16 protein-coding genes are annotated in these 18,305 nt (G+C 72.5%); 9 read left to right on the top strand and 7 right to left on the bottom strand.

The window, feature by feature from the left end:
• The 3 genes from AB0A94_RS32365 to glgB form a co-directional block, all read left to right on the top strand.
• Positions 1-252: alpha-glucosidase C-terminal domain-containing protein (locus tag AB0A94_RS32365; RefSeq protein ID WP_361749606.1), on the top strand; the 252-nt coding region annotated here is incomplete at its 5' end.
• 111 nt (positions 253-363) lie between these two features.
• Entirely contained in the window at positions 364-1,782 is a 1,419-nt protein-coding gene (locus AB0A94_RS32360) for a maltokinase (RefSeq protein WP_361749604.1), read from the top strand.
• A 32-nt stretch (positions 1,783-1,814) separates the two neighbouring features.
• On the top strand, positions 1,815-4,406 hold the full coding sequence (glgB, locus tag AB0A94_RS32355) for a 1,4-alpha-glucan branching enzyme (protein WP_361749602.1): 2,592 nt from the start codon (positions 1,815-1,817) through the stop codon (positions 4,404-4,406).
• Between the two features lie 10 nt (positions 4,407-4,416).
• On the opposite strand, the gene AB0A94_RS32350 is transcribed toward glgB, so the two are convergent.
• The 4 genes from AB0A94_RS32350 to AB0A94_RS32335 form a co-directional block, all read right to left on the bottom strand.
• Positions 4,417-6,648 carry an ATP-dependent DNA helicase gene (locus tag AB0A94_RS32350; protein ID WP_361749610.1) on the bottom strand — a complete coding sequence of 744 codons (2,232 nt, stop codon included), beginning with the start codon at positions 6,646-6,648 and terminating at the stop codon, positions 4,417-4,419.
• Between the two features lie 176 nt (positions 6,649-6,824).
• Positions 6,825-7,139 carry a thioredoxin domain-containing protein gene (locus tag AB0A94_RS32345; RefSeq protein ID WP_361749609.1) on the bottom strand — a complete coding sequence of 105 codons (315 nt, stop codon included), beginning with the start codon at positions 7,137-7,139 and terminating at the stop codon, positions 6,825-6,827.
• 14 nt (positions 7,140-7,153) lie between these two features.
• Complete coding sequence (locus AB0A94_RS32340; RefSeq protein ID WP_361749600.1) at positions 7,154-7,582, bottom strand: MerR family transcriptional regulator; 429 nt, start codon at positions 7,580-7,582, stop codon at positions 7,154-7,156.
• A gap of 232 nt (positions 7,583-7,814) precedes the next feature.
• Positions 7,815-9,212 (bottom strand): cation:dicarboxylase symporter family transporter, encoded by a 1,398-nt coding sequence (locus tag AB0A94_RS32335; RefSeq protein WP_361749598.1) that lies wholly within the window; start codon positions 9,210-9,212, stop codon positions 7,815-7,817.
• Positions 9,213-9,369: 157 nt separating this feature from the next.
• Between AB0A94_RS32335 and AB0A94_RS32330 the strand changes: the two genes are divergently transcribed.
• Both AB0A94_RS32330 and AB0A94_RS32325 read left to right on the top strand, forming a co-directional pair.
• Positions 9,370-11,019: a sensor histidine kinase gene (locus AB0A94_RS32330; protein WP_361749596.1), complete on the top strand. Its 1,650-nt coding sequence runs from the start codon at positions 9,370-9,372 to the stop codon at positions 11,017-11,019.
• A complete protein-coding gene (locus tag AB0A94_RS32325; protein WP_361749594.1) occupies positions 11,016-11,720 on the top strand; it encodes a response regulator in 705 nt (234 codons plus the stop codon). Before AB0A94_RS32330 ends, AB0A94_RS32325 begins: the two co-directional genes overlap by 4 nt.
• Here AB0A94_RS32325 and AB0A94_RS32320 read toward each other — a convergent pair.
• Both AB0A94_RS32320 and AB0A94_RS32315 read right to left on the bottom strand, forming a co-directional pair.
• Positions 11,717-14,098 carry a tetratricopeptide repeat protein gene (locus tag AB0A94_RS32320; RefSeq protein ID WP_361749592.1) on the bottom strand — a complete coding sequence of 794 codons (2,382 nt, stop codon included), beginning with the start codon at positions 14,096-14,098 and terminating at the stop codon, positions 11,717-11,719. The two genes, AB0A94_RS32325 and AB0A94_RS32320, sit on opposite strands and share 4 nt — an antisense overlap.
• Before the next feature lie 65 nt (positions 14,099-14,163).
• Positions 14,164-14,703 (bottom strand): hypothetical protein, encoded by a 540-nt coding sequence (locus AB0A94_RS32315; protein WP_361749591.1) that lies wholly within the window; start codon positions 14,701-14,703, stop codon positions 14,164-14,166.
• A 34-nt stretch (positions 14,704-14,737) separates the two neighbouring features.
• Here AB0A94_RS32315 and AB0A94_RS32310 point away from each other — a divergent pair, with 34 nt between their 5' ends.
• Positions 14,738-15,598: a 5'-methylthioadenosine/S-adenosylhomocysteine nucleosidase gene (locus tag AB0A94_RS32310; RefSeq protein ID WP_361749590.1), complete on the top strand. Its 861-nt coding sequence runs from the start codon at positions 14,738-14,740 to the stop codon at positions 15,596-15,598.
• A 68-nt stretch (positions 15,599-15,666) separates the two neighbouring features.
• Here AB0A94_RS32310 and AB0A94_RS32305 read toward each other — a convergent pair whose 3' ends face one another.
• The gene (locus tag AB0A94_RS32305) at positions 15,667-16,299 is read right to left on the bottom strand and encodes a TetR/AcrR family transcriptional regulator (RefSeq protein WP_361749589.1); all 633 of its coding nucleotides are present in this window, start codon (positions 16,297-16,299) and stop codon (positions 15,667-15,669) included.
• A gap of 73 nt (positions 16,300-16,372) precedes the next feature.
• Here AB0A94_RS32305 and AB0A94_RS32300 point away from each other — a divergent pair, with 73 nt between their 5' ends.
• The 3 genes from AB0A94_RS32300 to AB0A94_RS32290 are packed head-to-tail and all read left to right on the top strand — an operon-like array spanning position 16,373 to position 18,225.
• Positions 16,373-17,335 carry a zinc-dependent alcohol dehydrogenase family protein gene (locus tag AB0A94_RS32300; RefSeq protein WP_361749588.1) on the top strand — a complete coding sequence of 321 codons (963 nt, stop codon included), beginning with the start codon at positions 16,373-16,375 and terminating at the stop codon, positions 17,333-17,335.
• A gap of 45 nt (positions 17,336-17,380) precedes the next feature.
• The gene (locus AB0A94_RS32295) at positions 17,381-18,058 is read left to right on the top strand and encodes a DsbA family oxidoreductase (RefSeq protein WP_361749587.1); all 678 of its coding nucleotides are present in this window, start codon (positions 17,381-17,383) and stop codon (positions 18,056-18,058) included.
• On the top strand, positions 18,055-18,225 hold the full coding sequence (locus tag AB0A94_RS32290; protein WP_361749586.1) for a hypothetical protein: 171 nt from the start codon (positions 18,055-18,057) through the stop codon (positions 18,223-18,225). Before AB0A94_RS32295 ends, AB0A94_RS32290 begins: the two co-directional genes overlap by 4 nt.
• Positions 18,226-18,305 lie beyond the last annotated feature (80 nt).

Genomic DNA, 18,305 nt, shown 5'->3' with positions numbered 1-18,305 from the left:
ACCGAACTGCCCTCCTCCAACCCCGCCGTCCTCGCCTTCCTCCGCGAGTACGAGGACGACCTGGTGCTCTGCGTGAACAACTTCTCACGCTTCGCGCAGCCCACCGAGCTCGATCTCAGCGCCTTCGGGGGACGGCACCCGGTCGAACTGTTCGGCGGGGTGCGCTTCCCGGCCGTCGGCGACCTGCCGTACCTGCTGACCCTCGGGGGGCACGGCTTCTACTGGTTCCGGCTCCGCAAGGACGCCGCATAGAACCCGGGGCGGGGCGGTTTCCCCCGCTCCGCCCGGGGCACGCATGAGTAACACCCCGCCCACCGGCGGCGCCCCCGTGGCGCGCCGAAAGAGGGGAGAGGACGCGACGCCATGTCGGAAGCCGTCACACGCACCGTCACGACACCGCCCGGCCTCCTTGCGTCATTGGATCCACTGTTGAGGGAGTGGCTGCCGCGGCAGCGCTGGTTCGCGGGCAAGGGCCGCCCGGTCACCGGGTTCTCCCTGGTCGCGGCCACCGAAATGCTGCCGCCCACCGCCAAGCTGGGCCTGTACCACCTGCTGGTGCGCGCGCACCAGCCGCTCCAGCCGGGTCACGGCGGACCCGAGCAACCCGGCGACTGCTACCAGCTGCTCATAGGCGTGCGCGAGGCGCTGCCGCCCCGGCTCGCGCCCGCGCTGATCGGTCATGTGACGCGGGGCCCGCTGGCCGGACGGACGGTCTACGAGGCCCTGCACGACACCCGGCCCGCCGAACTGCTCCTGGAGGCCCTGCGCACCCGGGCCCGGATCGGCGGGCTTCGCTTCGAGCGGGACCCGCGGCAGGAGATCCGGTCCGGTCTGGTGCCGCGCCTGGTGACCGCCGAGCAGTCGAACTCGTCGGTCGTCTACGGAGATACGTTCATCCTGAAGCTGTTGCGCCGGATCGTGCCCGGGATCAACCCCGACCTGGAGCTGCCGCTGGCGCTGGCCCGCGAGGGCTGCCCCCGGGTGCCCCCGCCGACGGCCTGGCTGGTCGCGGAGCCCGACGGGCCGCCCGGTCCGCCGCCCCCCGCCGAGCCGTACGTCCTGGGGGTGCTCCAGCCGTTCGTGCAGGGCGCGGCGGACGGCTGGGAGCTGGCGCTGCGGGAGCTGGCCAAGGGGGAGGACTTCGTCGCCGAGGCGCGGGACCTCGGACGGGCCACCGCCGAGGTGCACACCGCGCTGGCCCGCGCGCTGCCCACGGTCACTCTGGGGCACGCCCAGCTCCGCTCCATGGCCGCCGGCATGACCGAGCGGCTCGAGGCGGCCGTGCACGCGGTGCCCGCGCTGCGGCCGTACGCGGACGGGCTGCGCTCGGCGTTCACGGCGCTGGACGACCTGGCCGCCGAGGGCCGCGTCTGGACCGCGCAGCGGGTGCACGGCGATCTGCACCTGGGACAGTGCCTGCGCTCCCCGGCCGGGGAGTGGTCGCTGATCGACTTCGAGGGCGAACCGGCCCGTCCGCTGGCCGAACGCCGGATGCCGCAGCCGGCGGTGCGGGACGTGGCCGGCATGCTGCGGTCCTTCGACTACGCGGCGCGTTCGGTGGACCCGCCGCAGCCGGACTGGGCCGTGCGGTGCCGGGCGGCGTACTGCTCCGGCTACGCGGAGGCGGCCGGCCGGGATCCGCGCACCGAGCCGGTGCTGCTGCGCGCGTACGAGACCGACAAGGCGGTCTACGAAGTGGTCTACGAGGCCCGGCACCGTCCCGAGTGGCTGCCCGTACCGCTGGCCGCCGTGCACCGGCTCGCCTCGACCGACCTGATCTGATCCATCCGACCCGCGTCCAGGAGGCTTCGCCCGTGACCCCCCGCCCCGAGTCCAGCGGTTCGCATCCGGAGCAGCCGGCCGAGCGGCAGCCCGCGGCCGCCGAGCCGGCGAAGAAGGCCGCCGCGAAGAAGGCCGTAGCGAAGAAGACCGCCGCGGCGGCGAAGGCCGTGGCCAAGAAGGCGACGGCGACGAAGGCGACCGCGGCGCCGAAGAAGGCCACCGCCAAGAAGACGGCCGTCGAGAAGACCCCGGTGAAGAAGACGGCGGTGAAGAGCGCGGCGGCCAAGAAGCCGGCAGCGCCGAAGACGGCGGTGAAGAAGGCCGCGGCGAAGAAGGCCCCGGCCGAGAAGGCGGGGGCGAAGAGGGCGGGGGCGAGGAAGGGGGCCGTGGAGGAGACCGCCGCCGCGCAGCCCGCCCCGCCCGAGATGGAGATCGCCGTCTCCCCCGCCGTGGACGCCGCCGACCGGGAGCGGCTGCTGAGCGGGACGCACCACGCCCCGCACTCCGTGCTCGGCGCGCACCCGGTGCCCGGCGGGGTCGTCTTCCGGGCGTTCCGGCCGTACGCCCTCGCGGTGACCGTCGTCTCCGGGGGCCTCACCGTCGAGCTGCACGACGACGGCGACGGCTTCTTCTCGGGACTGCTGCCGCTGGGCGGGGTCCCGGCGTACCGGCTGCTCGTCACGTACGAGGGGACGGTGCAGGAGACGGAGGACGCCTACCGTTTCCTGCCCACGCTCGGCGAGCTCGACCTGCATCTGATCGGCGAGGGCCGGCACGAGGAGCTGTGGACGGTCCTGGGCGCGCACCCGATGACCCACCAGGGCGTCACCGGCACCCGGTTCTCGGTGTGGGCGCCGAACGCGCGCGGGGTGCGGGTGGCCGGCACCTTCAACTTCTGGGACGGCACCGGCTTCCCCATGCGGTCGCTGGGCTCGACGGGGGTGTGGGAGCTGTTCGTGCCGGGGATCGGCGAGGGCGAGCTGTACAAGTTCGAGATCACCCGCCCCGACGGCTCGAAGACCCTGCGCGCCGATCCGCTGGCCCGCCGTACGGAGGTCCCGCCGGCCACGTCGTCGATCGTCACGTCGTCGGCGTACGAGTGGGGCGACGCGGAGTGGCTGGAGCGGCGGGCGGAGGTGCCCGCGCACCGGGCGCCGTTCTCCGTCTACGAGGTGCACCTGCCGTCCTGGCGACCGGGACTGACGTACCGCCAGCTGGCCGAGCAGCTCCCGGCCTACGTCAAGGACCTCGGCTTCACCCACGTGGAGCTGATGCCGGTCGCCGAGCACCCCTTCGGCGGCTCCTGGGGCTACCAGGTCACCGGGTTCTACGCGCCCACCGCCCGCCTCGGCACCCCGGACGACTTCCGGTACCTGGTCGACGCCCTGCACCGGGCCGGTATCGGGGTGCTGATGGACTGGGTGCCGGCGCACTTCCCGCGCGACGAGTGGGCGCTGGCGGAGTTCGACGGGCGGCCGCTGTACGAGCACGAGGATCCGCTGCGGGCCGCGCACCCGGACTGGGGCACCCTGGAGTTCGACTTCGGGCGGCGCGAGGTGCGCAACTTCCTGGTGGCGAACGCCCTGTACTGGTGCGAGGAGTTCCACATCGACGGGCTGCGGGTGGACGCCGTCGCCTCGATGCTCTACCTGGACTACTCGCGTGAGCCGGGCCAGTGGACGCCCAACGAGCACGGCGGCCGGGAGAACCTGGACGCGGTGGCGTTCCTGCAGGAGATGAACGCGACCGTGTACCGCAGGGTGCCGGGGGTCGTGACGATCGCGGAGGAGTCCACGGCCTGGGACGGCGTCACCCGGGCCACCCACCACAAGGGCCCCAGCGGCTTCGGCGGGCTCGGCTTCGGGCTGAAGTGGAACATGGGCTGGATGCACGACTCGCTCCAGTACATGAGCCACGAACCGGTCCACCGCCGGTACCACCACGGCGAGATGACGTTCTCGATGGTGTACGCGTACAGCGAGAACTATGTGCTGCCGATCTCCCACGACGAGGTGGTGCACGGCAAGCGGTCCCTGGTGTCGAAGATGCCCGGCGACTGGTGGCAGCAGCGCGCCAACCTGCGGGCCTACCTGGGCTTCATGTGGGCCCACCCGGGCAAGCAGCTTCTCTTCATGGGCCAGGAGTTCGCGCAGGGAGCGGAGTGGTCGGAGGCGCACGGCCCGGACTGGTGGCTCCTGGACCCGAACTACGGCGCCGAGGCCGACCACCGCGGGGTGCGCGACCTGGTGCGCGACCTCAACACCGTGTACGGGGACACCCCGGCGCTGTGGCGGGGCGACACCGAGCCGTCCGGTTTCCGGTGGGTGACCGGGGACGCCGCCGAGGACAACGTGTTCGCCTTCCTGCGGTACGACTCCGACGGCTCCCCGCTGCTCGCGGTCTCCCACTTCGCGCCGGTGGTCCGGCAGGACTACCGGATCGGGGTGCCCGACGACGTGCCCGCCTGGCACGAGGTGGTGAACACCGACGCCGGCCGCTACGGCGGCGGTGACGTCACCCGCCCCGACCCGGTCAAGCCGGAGCCGCAGGGACGGCACGGGTTCCCGGCGAGCATCCGCCTGACCCTGCCGCCCCTGGCGACGGTGTGGCTGCGCCCGGCCTGAGCCGTTCCGCTCAGTTCATGGCCTCGGCCAGCGGCTCCGGCAGCGGCTCGGTGTGCAGGACGCCGAGCCGCTGGGTGGCGCGGGTGAGCGCCACGTACAGGTCGCTGGTGCCGTAGCGGCCCGGTTCGACCACGAGGACCGAGTCGAACTCCAGGCCCTTGGCCTGGCGCGGGTCGAGCAGCACGACGGCGTGCGCCAGATCGGGTTCGGCGCCCGCCGTCACCCCGTCGAGGCGGGCGGCCAGGGCGCGGTGCAGCTCGCGCGGGGCGATGACGGCGAGGCGGCCCTCGTCGGGGGTGAGTTCCGTGACGGCCTTGGCGACGGCGCCGGGCAGGTCGTCGGTGGCGCGGGCCCAGGGGCGTACGCCCGTGGAGCGGACCGAGCCGGGCGGTTCGAAGCCGGGGTGCTCCGCGCGGACCACGGCCGCGGCGACGTCCATGATCTCGGCGGGGGTGCGGTAGTTGACGCCGAGCCGGGTGTGCTCCCAGCGGTCCTCGACGTAGGGGGTGAGGATCTCCGCCCAGGAGCCGACGCCGCCCGCCTCGGAGGTCTGTGCCGGGTCGCCGACCAGGGTCATCGAGCGGGTCGGGCTGCGCCGCATCAGCAGCCGCCACGCCATCGGGGAGAGCTCCTGCGCCTCGTCGACGATGATGTGCCCGAACGCCCAGGTGCGGTCGGCGGCGGCGCGCTCGGCGGCACTGCGGTGGTCGTCCTCCTCGTGCCGCTCGGCGAAGCGTTCGGCGTCGATGATGTCGTGCGCGGACAGCACCTCGGAGGAGTCCGGGTCGTCGTCCTCCTTGTCCTCGAACTCGTACGTCCGGGAGGCGTACGAGACGTCCAGGACGCCCTGGGCGAAGGCGATCTGCCTCTGCCGCTCCCGTTCGGCGCGCTCGCGTTCGAGCCGGTCGTCCTCGCCGAGGAGTTCGGCGGCCTCGTCGAGCAGGGGCACGTCGGAGACGGTCCAGTGCCGGGTGACCGGGCGGCGGACGGCGGCGGCGTCCTCGTCGGGGAGGTAGCCCTCGGGGGCGGCGAGGAAGTCGGCGACCAGGCGCTGCGGGGTGATCCGGGGCCACAGCCGGTCGATCGCGGACCAGACCTCGGGGTTGTCGGCGAGTTCGTCGCGGATCTGGGTGATGTCGCTGGGGTCGAGCAGGTTGGAGCCGTCGTAGGGGTCGGTGCCGATGCGTTCGGCGACCATGTCGGTGAGCGTGTTGAGGATGTGGCCCTCGAAGTGCTCCCGGGCCACGTTGTGCGGCAGTTTCGCGGCCCGGGTGCGTTCGCGGGCGACGTTCACCAGGCCGTCGTCGAGCATGAGGATCTCGCGGTCGTGCTCGATCGCGATCACCGGGTCGGGCAGCGCCTGCCGGTCGCGTACGACGTCGGCGAGGACGTCGGCCATCTCGGCGCGGCCCTTGACGGCGGCGGCCTCGGGGGTGTCCGTGCGGGTGGTCTTCACGCCGGGGTACAGCTCGCCGACGGTCGCGAGGAGCACGCCGGTCTCACCGAGGCTGGGCAGCACCTCGCCGATGTAGCCGAGGAACGCCGGGTTGGGGCCGACGATCAGGACGGCGCGGCGGGCCAGCAGCTCGCGGTGCTCGTAGAGGAGGTAGGCGGCGCGGTGCAGGGCGACGGCGGTCTTGCCGGTGCCGGGGCCGCCCTCGACGACCATCACCCCGCGGTGCGGGGCGCGGATGATGCGGTCCTGGTCGGCCTGGATGGTGCGCACGATGTCGCCCATGCGGCCGGTGCGCGCGGAGTTCAGCGCGGCGAGCAGTACGGCGTCGCCGGTGGGGTCCTCGTGGCCGGTGCGGGTCTCGTCGCCGAGGTCGAGGACCTCGTCGTGCAGGGCGGTGACCCGGCGGCCCTCGGTGGAGATGTGCCGACGGCGCCTGAGCCCCATCGTGGTGTGACCGGTGGCCAGGTAGAACGGGCGGGCGACGTCGGCGCGCCAGTCGATGAGGACGGGCGTGCGCTCGGGGTCGTCGGCGCGCAGGCCGATGCGGCCGATGTGGTGGGTGTCGCCGGAGGCGAGGTCGATGCGGCCGAAGCAGAGGGAGCCGTCCACGGCGTTCAGCGCGGCGAGCAGCCCGGAGCGCTCGGCGACCAGGATGTCCCGTTCCAGCCTGGCCTGCCGGGGGGTGTGGCCCTGGGCGAGCGCCTCCGTGACGGACACCTCGGCGTCGCCGCGCAGGACGTCCACGCGTGCGTACAGCCCGTCGATGAATTGCTGTTCCTGCCGCAATTCCTCGTCCGGAAATTCGGTGTTTGACAATTCCGCTCCCGCCCGGATATACTGTGCTCGTTGAACTTCACTGCGACTCCTTTGTTTCGAAGTCGCGAATCAATGAATATACGCAGAGAAAACCTCCGGGCGCAATTGCCCGGGGGTTTTCTCGTGCCGAGTACCAGGTCAGAGCGTCAGAGCACGTCCGCCAGCTCCTCGAGGAGCCGCCGCTTGGGCCTGGCCCCCACCATCGACCGCAGCGGCTCCCCGTCGCGGAACACCATGAAGGTCGGCATCGACAGCACCTTGTAGGCGTTGGTCGTGTCCGGATTGGCGTCCACGTTCAGCTGGACGACCTTCAGCCGACCGTCCTCCTCGGCCGCCAGCGCGCTCAGCACCGGCGCCATCTGCCGGCACGGCGGACACCAGTCGGCCGTGAACTCCACCAGCACCGGCAGCTCCGACCCGATCACCTCCGTGGCGAAGTCCGCGTCACTCACCTCGGGCACACCGCTCGCCTTGCTCACCGCAACTCCCCTCCTAGTTCGCACACCGGCTCCGGACCGCCCGGAACCGCAGCGTCGGCGGCCAGCCCGTCCCGCGCCCGCTCGGCGCGCGTCAGCTGCTGCCCGACCTTCGCCCGTACGGCCCGCAACTCGCCGATGAGCGCGTCCAGCTCCTCCAGCTTGCGCCGGTAGACCTGGAGCGAGGCGGGGCACGCGTCGCCCTCGGGGTGCCCGGCCCGCAGGCACTCCACGAAGGGCCGGGTCTCCTCCAGGTCGAACCCGAAGTCCTGGAGCGTGCGGATCTGCCGCAGCAGCTTCAGATCGCTCTCGTCGTAGGTCCGGTATCCGTTGCCGGTGCGCCGCGCGGACAGCAGTCCGCGTGACTCGTAGTACCGCAGCGTCCGCGTGGTGGTCCCGGCGCGTGCGGCCAGCTCGCCGATTCGCATGCGGACGAACGTAAGCCTTGACGTCGGCGTCAAGGCAAGGGCGCACAGGACGGAGGGAGTGAAGAGAACGGAGGGAACGCAAAAGCCGAGCGGCCGGACCCACGGGGGTGGGGACCGGCCGCTCGGCGGCGGTGGAGGCCCGGAGACGGGTGCCGGGCCTCCGGAGACCGGGCGGCTGAGCAACGGGGGAGTGTCCCAACCGCCCGGGGTCTGCGGGGTGGAGCGTCGGCCGTCAGGCCTTGGCCAGCTCCTTCTCGCCGCCCTTCTCGGGCAGCTCGGCGCGGGGCTCGTCGGCGTCGCCGCCGGTGCCGTGGTCGTCCAGCAGCGTCTTCTCGTCGAAGGGGGCGCGGCCGGCCAGGACCGCGTCCACCCGGTCCCGGTCGATCTCCTTGGTCCAGGTGCCGATCAGGACGGTGGCGACGGCGTTGCCCGCGAAGTTGGTGAGGGCGCGGGCCTCGCTCATGAAGCGGTCGATGCCGACGATGAGGCCGATGCCGTCCACCAGGGCCGGCTTGTGCGACTGGAGGCCACCGGCCAGCGTGGCCAGACCGGCGCCGGAGACACCGGCCGCGCCCTTGGAAGCCACCAGCAGGAAGAGCAGCAGCGGGATCTGCTCACCGATCGACATCGGCGTGCCCATGGCGTCGGCGATGAACAGCGAGGCCATGGTCATGTAGATCATGGTGCCGTCGAGGTTGAAGGAGTAACCGGTCGGGACGGTGATGCCGACCACCGGCTTGCTGACACCCAGGTGCTCCATCTTCGCGATGAGGCGCGGCAGCGCCGACTCCGAGGAGGAGGTGGAGAGGATCAGCAGGAACTCGCGGCCCAGGTACTTGAAGAGCGAGAAGACGTTCACCCCGGAGACGAGGCGCAGCATCGTGCCCAGCACCAGGAAGATGAACAGCACGCAGGTGACGTAGAAGCCGAGCATCAGCACGGCCAGGCTCTTGAGCGCGTCGATGCCGGCCGAGCCGGTGACCGCGGCGATGGCGCCGAAGGCACCGACCGGGGCGGCCCACATGATCATCGCCAGGACGCGGAAGACCAGTCGCTGGATGTGCTCGATGCCGCGCAGGACCGGCTGGCCGGCGTTGCCCATGGCCTGCAGCGCGAAGCCGCACAGCAGGGCGACCAGCAGCGTCTGGAGGACCTCGCCGGCGGTGAACGCGGAGACGATCGTGGTCGGGATGATGCCCATCAGGAAGTCGACGGTGCTCTTGGCCTCCGCGTCGACCTGCGCCTGGCCGGTCTCCTTGACGGCGTCGGTGACCGCGAGGCCCGTACCCGGGTCCAGGATGTTGCCGACGACCAGGCCGATGGCGAGCGCGACGACCGACATCACCGTGAAGTAGCCGAGCGCGATACCGCCGACCGCGCCGACCTTGGCGGCCTTCCGCACGGAGCCGATGCCCAGCACGATGGTGCAGAAGATGATCGGCGAGATCATCATCTTGATCAGGTTCACGAACCCGGTGCCGAGCGGCTTCAGCTCGGTCGCGAAGTCGGGCGCGATCAGACCGACGGCGATACCGAGGGCGACCGCGATGATCACCGCGATGTAGAGATAGTGCGTGCGGTCCCGCTTGGCCTTGGGTTCGGCAGGTGCCGTAGCGGCTGTGCTGGTCACGGCGGCCCTCCTTGACGACGTCGTCGGCATCACCGGCGTGCGGCTCACGTCCGGGGGATGGGTTTTCGGGGAATGCCGTGACTATGTCGTGCCCTGTGAGCGCGGTCACCCTTCCGTTCATTTAGTTCACCGTGGAGCCGGGAGGCAGACTGGCGGCATGCGCATCCCCCTCCCCCGGCCCCGCAGCCTCGCGGGCCAGCTCTTCGCCATGCAGGCCGTGCTCATCGCGGTCGTCGTGGCCGGGTACGCGCTGTTCACGTACGTCGGTGACCGCAGCCAGGCCGAGCAGGCGGCGGGCCGCCAGGCCACCGCGGTGGCCCGTTCGGTCGCCGACTCGCCCTCCGTGCGGGAGGCGATCCGCACCTCCGACCCGTCGTCGCGGCTCCAGCCGTACGCGCTGGCGGTGGTGCGGGACACCGACGTCGACTTCGTCACGATCATGGATCCGCGGGGCATCCGCTGGACCCACCCCGATCCCGACCAGATCGGCCTGGTCTTCCAGGGCCACACCGGCCCGGCGCTGGAGGGCCGCACCTTCACCGAGACCTACACCGGTACCCTCGGCCCGTCGGTCCGAGCGGTCACCCCGGTCCGGGACGGCGACCGGATCACCGGCCTGGTCAGCGCCGGCATAAGGGTCGAGGAGATCAGCCAGCGCGCCCGGGGACAGCTGACGGCGCTGCTCGCGGTCGCGGCCGGCGCCCTCGGACTCGGCGCCATCGGCACGTACGTCATCAACGCCCGGCTGCGCCGCCACACCCACGGCATGAACGCGACCGAGCTCAGCCACATGCACGACTACCATCAGGCCGCGCTGCACGCCGTGCGCGAGGGGCTGCTGATGCTGGACTGGCAGTACAGGGTCGCGCTGATCAACGACGGCGGCCGGGAGCTGCTGGGTGTGGACCAGGAGGAGGACGTGGTGGGCAGGCCGGTGGCGGAGCTGGGTCTTCCGGCACCGCTGACGGGCGCGCTGCTCGCCTCGGAGCCCCGGGTGGACGAGGTGCACCTGACGGCGGACCGGGTGCTGGTGGTGAACACCTCACCGGTCACCGGCGGCCAGCGGCGCGGCTCGGTGGTGACCCTGCGGGACGTCACCGAGCTCCAGTCGCTGATGGGCGAGCTGGACTCCGAACGGGGCTTCACCCAGGCGCTCAGGTCGCAGGCGCACGAGGCGGCGAACCGGCTGCACACCGTCGTCTCGCTGATCGAGCTGGGCCGGGCGGAGGAGGCGGTGGACTTCGCCACCGCCGAGCTGGAACTGGCGCAGGCGCTCACCGACCAGGTGGTGGCGGCAGTGAGCGAGCCGGTCCTCGCGGCGCTGCTCCTCGGCAAGACCGCCCAGGCCAACGAGCGGGGCGTGGAACTGGTGGTGTCGGACGACAGCCGCCTGGACGACGGCCTGCTCCCGGACACCCTGCCCGCCCGGGACCTGGTCACCATCCTCGGCAACCTGATCGACAACGCCGTGGACGCGGCACAGGGCGGGCTGCACCCGCGGGTGACGGTGACGGCACTGACGGAAGAGGACGGGGACGAGGGCGGCTCGGAGCTGATCCTGCGGGTCTCCGACACCGGCCCCGGCGTCGACCCGGACCACGCAGAGGCGGTCTTCCAGCGGGGCTTCACGACCAAGCCGTCCGGTCCGGGCGGGCGGGGGCTGGGCCTGGCGCTCGTACGGCAGGCGGCGGGCCGGCACGGCGGGGTGCTGTCGGTGACCTCCGCGGAGGAGGGCGGCGCGGTATTCGAGGCGCGGCTGCCGCTGAGGGACGCCGCCGTCGCGCAGGGTCCGGGAGGCGCCGTATGACCGGGACGACCGGGGAACCCATCAGAGTGCTGGTGGTCGAGGACGACCCGGTGGCCGCCGACGCCCACGTGATGTACGTCGGCCGGGTGCCCGGCTTCGTCGCCGTCGGCAAGGCGCACACCGGCGCGGAGGCGCGGCGGGCCCTGGACCGCACCCCCGTCGACCTGCTCCTCCTCGACCTGCACCTGCCCGACGTGCACGGACTCCAGCTGGCCCGTTCGCTGCGGGCGGCGGGGCATCACGCCGACGTGATCGCGGTGACGTCGGCGCGGGACCTGGCGGTCGTGCGGGAGGGGGTGTCGCTCGGGGTCGTGCAGTACGTGCTGAAGCCGTTCACGTTCGCGACCCTGCGGGACCGGCTGGTGCGCTACGCCGAGTTCCGCGCGTCCGTGGGCGAGGCCAGCGGCCAGGACGAGGTGGACAGGGCGCTGGCGGCGCTGCGCGCGCCGGGCCCGGCCGCGCTGCCGAAGGGGCTGAGCGGACCGACGCTGGAGCGGGTGACGGGGGCACTGCGGGAGGTGGAGGACGGGCTGACCGCGGCGGGGGTCGCCGAGGCGGTGGGGATCTCCCGGATCACGGCCCGGCGGTATCTGGAGCACCTGGTGGAGGCGGGGAGGGCCGGGCGGGCTCCGGTTTACGGGCAGGTGGGGAGGCCGGAGTTGGTTTATCGGTGGGTTCGGGGGGTGGGGAAGGGGGGTTAGGGGGAAGGGGTGTCCAGTTCGGCGGCGTGGGTACGGGCCTGGGCGGCTTCGGTGGGGGCGTTGGCGCGGGTGAAGGCGTCGGCGGACTGGAGGTAGGCGGCGCGGGCCTCGGCGGGACGGTGGGCGGCCTTATGGGCGAGGGCCAGGTTGTGGAGGGTCTGCCCCTCGCCGTGCCAGTCCTCAAGCCCCCGACGGAGCTCCAGGGACCTGTCGTACGCCTCGATCGCCTCCTCCGCTCTGCCCGCCTCTCCCATGGTGACGCCGAGGTTGTTCCACGCGACGGCCTCGCCGTGGCGGTGCCCGGCGGCCCGGTACAGGCCGCGGGCCTGGTTGTGGGCGTCGATCGCCTCCCCTTCCCGGCCCGCCTCCTTCAGGGCGACGCCGAGGTTGTTCCACGCGTCGGCCTCTCGGCGGCGGTCCCCGACAGCATGGAACAGCTCACGGGCCCGGGTGAGGGCGTCGATCGCCTCCCCCGCCCGGCCTTCCTTCCGCAGGGCGACACCGAGGTTGTTCCACGCGACGGCCTCGTCGTGGCGGTCCCCGATGGCCTGGTACAGGCCGCGGGCCCGGGTGAGGGCGTCGATCGCCTCCCCCGCCCTCCCCGCCTCCCTCAGGGCGATGCCGAGGTGGTCCCACGCAATGGCCTCGCCCAGCCGGTCCCCGGCAAGCCGCGCGGCCCCCCGCGCAACTTCCGCGACGGCGATCCAGTCATCAAAATGCCGCCGCCAGGCCAGGTACTCGGCCAGACACTGGGCCAGCCCCACTGCCGCGCCCGCGAATCGCTCCTCCCGTCCCCACCCCACCGCCGCCACCAGACCCGCCCGCTCACCGTCCAGCCACGCCAACGCCTGCCTCCGGTCCCCGAACCGCTCCGGCTCCACCATCCCCGGCAACCACCGCAACCGGCCGTCAGCCGCATACGCCCACCGCACGTAGAACCCCAGCACCCGCTCCCGCGCCGCCTCCCCCTCCTCCCGCGACCCCGCGTCCCCCGCCACCACACCAGCCCCGAACACCCGCACCAAGTCGTGCAACCGCCACCATCCGCGCTCGCTCCCCCTCTCCACGAGGTGTGCACGGGCCAGGGCCTTCAGGGCCCGCACCGGAGGCTCCTCGGCACCGGCCAGCGCGGCGACGACCTCGTCACTCACCTCGGGCCCCGGCGCGAGGGCGAGCAGGCGCAGCAGCCGCGCCTGCTCGGGCGGCAGCCGGCGGTAGGAGAGTTCGAAGGCGGCGCGGACGCTGCGCTCGCCGTCGTCGAGGTGGTCGAGCCGGTCGCGGGACTCGGTCAGTTCCGCCACGAGTTCGGTCACCGGCTTACCGGGGTCCTCCGCCAGCAGGGCGGCCGCGATCTGCAGGGCCAGCGGAAGGTGCCCGCAGAGGCCGGCGAGTCGCTCGGCCGTGTCGGGGTCGTCGGCCACCCGGCTGTCGTACGGGTCGGCGATCCGCAGGGCAAGATCAAAAAGTTCGTACGCCTCCCTCGGGCCGAGCTGGTCCAGGGGAACGAGCCGCGCACCCAATTGGGGCAGTCGGTCGCGTGACGTGACCAGGACATGGTGCCGGGAATCGCCCGGCAGAAGAGGCCGTACCTGATCCGGTGAGGAGGCGTTGTCGGCCAGGACCAGCACCGCGCCGCGCTCGTCGGCTCGGGCGGCCAGCGTCGAGCGGTAGAGCGCCGCCCGCTCGTCCGTCGTCACGGGGATGTGTTCCGGCGGGGTACCGAGGGCGCGCAGCAGGGCTTGGAGGGCCCGGTCGGCGGTGACGGGCTCCCGGTCGTAGCCGTGCAGGTCGATGAAGAGGACCCCGCCGGGGAACCAGCCCCGCTCACGGGCCAGGTGCGCGGTCTCGACGGCGAGCGCGGTCTTGCCGATGCCGCCGAGACCGGACACGGCGGCCACGAGGGTCGCCGCCGACTGTGTACCGACCGGGTCCAGCTCGCGCAGTAGGTCCTCCGTCTCGCGCTCCCGGCCCGTGAACCCGCCGGGCCTCGGCGGCAGGCCGGCCATCGCCTCCGGGACGACGGCCCCGCCCTGCTGGATCACGACCTGCACGCCGGCCACCTCGCGCAGGAAGACCCCACCCCGGAAGTCGGAGTGATCGCCGTCGTACCAGGACATCCCACTCCCCGGCGCGGACCGCTCCATGGCCCGCGCGACGGCACCGGCGACGCCCTGCGGATCGGCGGCGAGCAGGTCGGCCACCGCCTCGCCCCACTCCCGTACGGCCTCCCGCCACGCCGGGTCCTGTGCCGCCTCGGCGATCTCCCGGACGGGTGCGCCGGCGTCGAGCCCCACCGCCCGCGCCAACTCCTCCACCGCCCGGCGTCCGCCGTCCCCACCCGCGCCCTCGGCCAGGGCCGCCAGTAGCGCCGCTTGCATGCCCCGCACTCGCCCCCGCCAACGACTCATGACCGTACGTCAAAGGTACTGCGCGGGGCGGACCTTCATGCCGTCCTCGCGTACCACACGACCTGCGAGCCGAGCCCCGCCACGGCGAGCGCCTCCAGCACCGACAGCGTGACCAGCAGCCCGCCGCCGTCACCGTTCGCCCAGAACACGACCAGGGCGGCCAGCGGCACCGCGCAGAACGCCGTCAGGTCGATCACGGTCTGGATCGTCTTGCGGGACCGGCGCCGGGTGTCGCTCCGGTGGTACGCCTCCCACCCGAACGTCGTGAAGCCGCCCCCGTGCGCCGCGAGGGCGGCCAGCCGGGGTCCCAGGTCGTCCCGGACGTAGCGGCCGATCGCCGAGATCTTCTCGTCGTTGACGAGGTAGGTCCAGCCGAGGACGAGGCACACCGGCGGCAGCGCCAGGAGCATCGAGGGCTGCTTCGCCTGGGCCGCGGCGGCGATGACGGCGGCCACGACGGCCAGCGTCACGTAGAGGAGGTTGTCCCGGAACCCGATCCTCGCCTTCTGCTCGTCCTTCACGGTCTGGTACTCGGCGAGCAGCAACTGCCCGACGGTGAGGTCCTGTTCCGGCACTCGATCCCCCTTCTCCCAGCTATAACTTATGACCATGCAGGAGACCCGGCCCACTGTTCTGGTCCTGACCGCACTCCCTCTCGAATACGCCGCCGTCCGCGCGCACGTCGAGGAGCGGGAGGAGTTGGTGCACCGTGACGGGACCCGAGTCGAGAAGGGCCGGCTACCCGGCACTTCCTGGTACGTCGCCCTCGCCGAGCTGGGCATGGGCGCCGAGCGGGCCGCCGCCCTCACCACCCAGCTCGTCAACTGGCTGCGCCCCGAGGCCGTGTTCTTCGTCAGTGTCGCCGGCAGCCTGAAGGACGACGTCGAGATCGGTGACGTCGTCGTGGGCACCCAGGTGTACGAGATCCACGGTGGCAAGCAGACGCCGGAGGGTTTCCTGGTCCGGCCGAAGGCCCTGCCGGGCTCGCTCGCGCTCGAACAGGCGGCCCGTTCCGCCGTGCGGGACATGCCCGACGTACGGGCGCACTTCCTGCCGATCGCCACGGGCGACGTCGTTCTGGCGGACGCCGGGTCCGAGATCACCCGGTTCCTCCGCAGGAGCTACAACGACGCGGGCGCGATCGAGATGGAGGGCTCCGGAGCACTTCTGGCGGCCCACCTGAACAGCCAGTTGAACGCCCTGGTGATCCGGGGCATCAGCGACCGGGCCGACGCCGAGAAGCACAGGGCCGACGCCGCAGGTTCGCAGAAGCGTGCCGCCGAGCAGGCGGCTGCGGTGACGGTGGCGGTGCTGCACAAGCACCGGCCCCGCGAGGGCTCCTCCGACTCCGAGGAGAGCCCCCATCGGCACGGGGACGGCGGAGCGACGTACGGCGGAGACCACATCGACTTCCGGGGCGGCACCTTCCACGGCCCCGTCACCGGCAAACAGAGCGGAGGGCAGCGCTAAGGGAACCGTCCACGGCCTTGTCTCACGAGCGGACGCCGCGCTCACGCCCTGTCCTCCCTGCCCCGTGCTCAGCCCGGGTCAGGCTCCGGTGTGGCGAGGCAGGCCGGTGGAGGTAGGGATGTGTTGTGGGGGCCGTGGGTGATGGCCTGGACGATGTAGGCCGCGAAGCGGCGGGATGCGGCTGGGCGGGCGGTGGGGGAGGCCGTCTGCAGGCCCTTGTTGGCCAGGAGCATGAGGATGAGGTCGTCCGGTACGAAGTCGGGGCGCAGCCGTCCCGTGCGCTTCGCGCGGCCGGCCAGGTCGGCGATCGCCTTGAGCATGTGGCCGTGGCCGACGGCCGCCGTGAAGGCGCGGGGGTAGGCCGACAGAAACGCCTCGGTGAAGCCCCGGTCCTGTGCGTGCAGTACGCAGATGCGCTCGATGACCTGGCACAGCCCGCGCCAGGGGTCGGGATCCGCGCAGGCCTCGTCGATGATGTCCCGGCATGCCCGCAACTGGTCCTCGAAGGCGGCGGTGACCAGTGCCTCCTTCGTTGGGAAGTGCCGGTACAGCGTGGCCGGTCCGACGCCGGCGCGGCGCGCGACCTCCCGCATCGGGACGGTGAGGCCCTCCACCGAGAACAGCGCCCTGGCGGCGTCGAGGAGCCGGTCGCGGTTGTCGCGGGCGTCGGCCCTCAGGGTGTGAGTCACTTTCCGGGTCATGCTCTCGCTTTAGGAGAAACGGACGGGGGCGTCCGTTAGCGTCCGGAACGGAACCCACCTGGAGGAGAACACTGTGAAGGCCGTGAAGATTCGCGCGTACGGCGCCCCGGAAGGACTGACCGTCGTCGACCTGCCGACTCCCTCCCCGGCCGAGGGGGAGGTACTGATCGACGTCGAGGCGGTGGGGGTCGCCGGCGCGGATGTGGTGATCCGCAGGGGGGACCTGGCCGCCTACGGCTTCGAGCCGGGGTTCGTCCCGGGCAGCGAGGTCGCGGGCACGATCACGGCCGTGGGCAAGGGCGTCGACACGTCCTGGACCGGCCGGCGGGTGTGGGCCTTCACCGGTATGGGAGGCGGCTACGTCGAGCAGGCGTGCGTGCCGCTCGACCAGGTCCTGTCCCTGCCCCAGGGCCTGGAGCCAGCCGACGCGGTCACCCTCGGAAGCTCCGGGGCGGTGGCCCACTTCGCCCTGGAGCACGCCCGTTTCACGCCCGGCGAGGCGGTCCTGGTACGCGGGGCGGCGGGCAGCATCGGTGTCCTCGCCGTGCAGTTGGCGGCCCGTACGGGCGCCTCCGCGGTGGCCGTGACCACCTCGTCGGCCGAACGCGGAGAACGCCTGCGCCGGCTGGGTGCGACGCACGTGCTGGACCGTTCCGGGCGCGGCGGCCCCGACGCCCCGGAGGGCTACGACGTCATCCTCGACGTCGTGGGCGGCGACGGGCTGCCGGAACTGTTCGACCGGCTCCGCCCGAACGGGCGCCTGGTGACCGTCGGCGCGGTCGGGGGTCCACCGCCCGCGGACTTCGGGATGACGCTGATGGCGCAGTTCCAGCGGTCGCTGTCGTTCGCCACCTTCAGCGCCGCCACGGTTCCCGCGGCGGATCTGCGGGCCGTGCGCGAGGACCAGTTCGCGGCCGCGGCACGGGGCGAACTCGTCACGGTGACGCACGACGTTCTCCCGCTGGACCAGGCGGTCGTGGCGCACCGGAGGATGGACGCCGGTGAGGTCTTCGGCCGGATCGTGCTCACGCCCTGACCCTTCCCGCCCGCCTTCACCCGCCCGAAACGGAAAGGACGCCCCATGTCCGCACCGGCACCCCCCGGCCCCGGCACCACCCTGCGCGTCGACGTGTGGATGGACTTCTGCTGTCCCGCCTGCTACCTGGCCGAGCCACGGCTGGACAAAGCCGTGGCGGCCGAGGGCGGAGCCGCGAGGATCACCGTGGTGCGTCACTCCTTCGAGCTGCTGCCCGACGTCGACGACACACGCGTCGACTCCTTCGGGTACGTGCTGCACAAGTACGGCGGTGACCAGGCCGCGGCCGAGCGGCACGAGCGGGGCATGGCCCGCCTCGCGGGCGACCAGGGCCAGGAGTACCGGCTGCACCGTCCGAGCTCCAACGGCTTCCACGCGCACCGCTTCCTGCACCTGGCCCAGGCGCACGGTCAGGGCGACGCCTTCTTCGTCCGCCTGCAGCGCGACCTGTTCACCGAGGCGGTCGACATCTACGACACCGCCTACCTGGTGGAGACCGCCACCCGGCTCGGTGTTCCGGCCGAGGAGGCCGAGGCGACGGCGAGGACGGACGCCTACGCCGACGCCGTGCGCGCCGACCGGCGCACCGCTCTCCAGGCAGGCGTCACCGGCGTCCCCTTCACCGTGTTCGACCACCGGCTCGCCATCCCCGGCGTCGCGACCGCCGACGCCTACCGTGACGCCCTCCGTGCGGTCCGACAGGACAAGGAGCAGACCGTATGAGCACCGACTCCCAGCCCTTCACGATCCTCGACGTCCCCACCGACGCCTTCTGCGATCCCGGCACAGGGGTCTGTGCCGTACCGCTGCCTGCGATGCCGCCATCGGCCGGGGAGGCGGACCCGTCGAAGCACGGCGAAGGGAGCCAGGACGGCCGGGAGCCCGTCTGACCTCTCCTGTCGGCCGCCCGGCGGCGGATCATCGAGGCCGACGAGCGCGAGTTCGGGCCGGTCGGCGATGAGGCGGGTGG

The organism is Streptomyces sp. NPDC044984, assembly GCF_040646935.1.
Lineage (GTDB): Bacteria > Actinomycetota > Actinomycetes > Streptomycetales > Streptomycetaceae > Streptomyces.
This window is presented reverse-complemented; position numbering and strand designations above follow the sequence as displayed.

What these genes read in the sequence shown, in the direction of transcription:
- AB0A94_RS32310 (WP_361749590.1), top strand. Translation starts at nt 14,738, where the DNA reads ATGCAGGAGACCCGGCCCACTGTTCTGGTCCTGACCGCACTCCCTCTC.
- AB0A94_RS32330 (WP_361749596.1), top strand. Translation starts at nt 9,370, where the DNA reads ATGCGCATCCCCCTCCCCCGGCCCCGCAGCCTCGCGGGCCAGCTCTTC.
- AB0A94_RS32325 (WP_361749594.1), top strand. Translation starts at nt 11,016, where the DNA reads ATGACCGGGACGACCGGGGAACCCATCAGAGTGCTGGTGGTCGAGGAC.
- AB0A94_RS32305 (WP_361749589.1), bottom strand. Translation starts at nt 16,299, where the DNA reads ATGACCCGGAAAGTGACTCACACCCTGAGGGCCGACGCCCGCGACAAC.
- AB0A94_RS32340 (WP_361749600.1), bottom strand. Translation starts at nt 7,582, where the DNA reads ATGCGAATCGGCGAGCTGGCCGCACGCGCCGGGACCACCACGCGGACG.
- AB0A94_RS32290 (WP_361749586.1), top strand. Translation starts at nt 18,055, where the DNA reads ATGAGCACCGACTCCCAGCCCTTCACGATCCTCGACGTCCCCACCGAC.
- AB0A94_RS32320 (WP_361749592.1), bottom strand. Translation starts at nt 14,098, where the DNA reads ATGCAAGCGGCGCTACTGGCGGCCCTGGCCGAGGGCGCGGGTGGGGAC.
- AB0A94_RS32360 (WP_361749604.1), top strand. Translation starts at nt 364, where the DNA reads ATGTCGGAAGCCGTCACACGCACCGTCACGACACCGCCCGGCCTCCTT.
- AB0A94_RS32295 (WP_361749587.1), top strand. Translation starts at nt 17,381, where the DNA reads ATGTCCGCACCGGCACCCCCCGGCCCCGGCACCACCCTGCGCGTCGAC.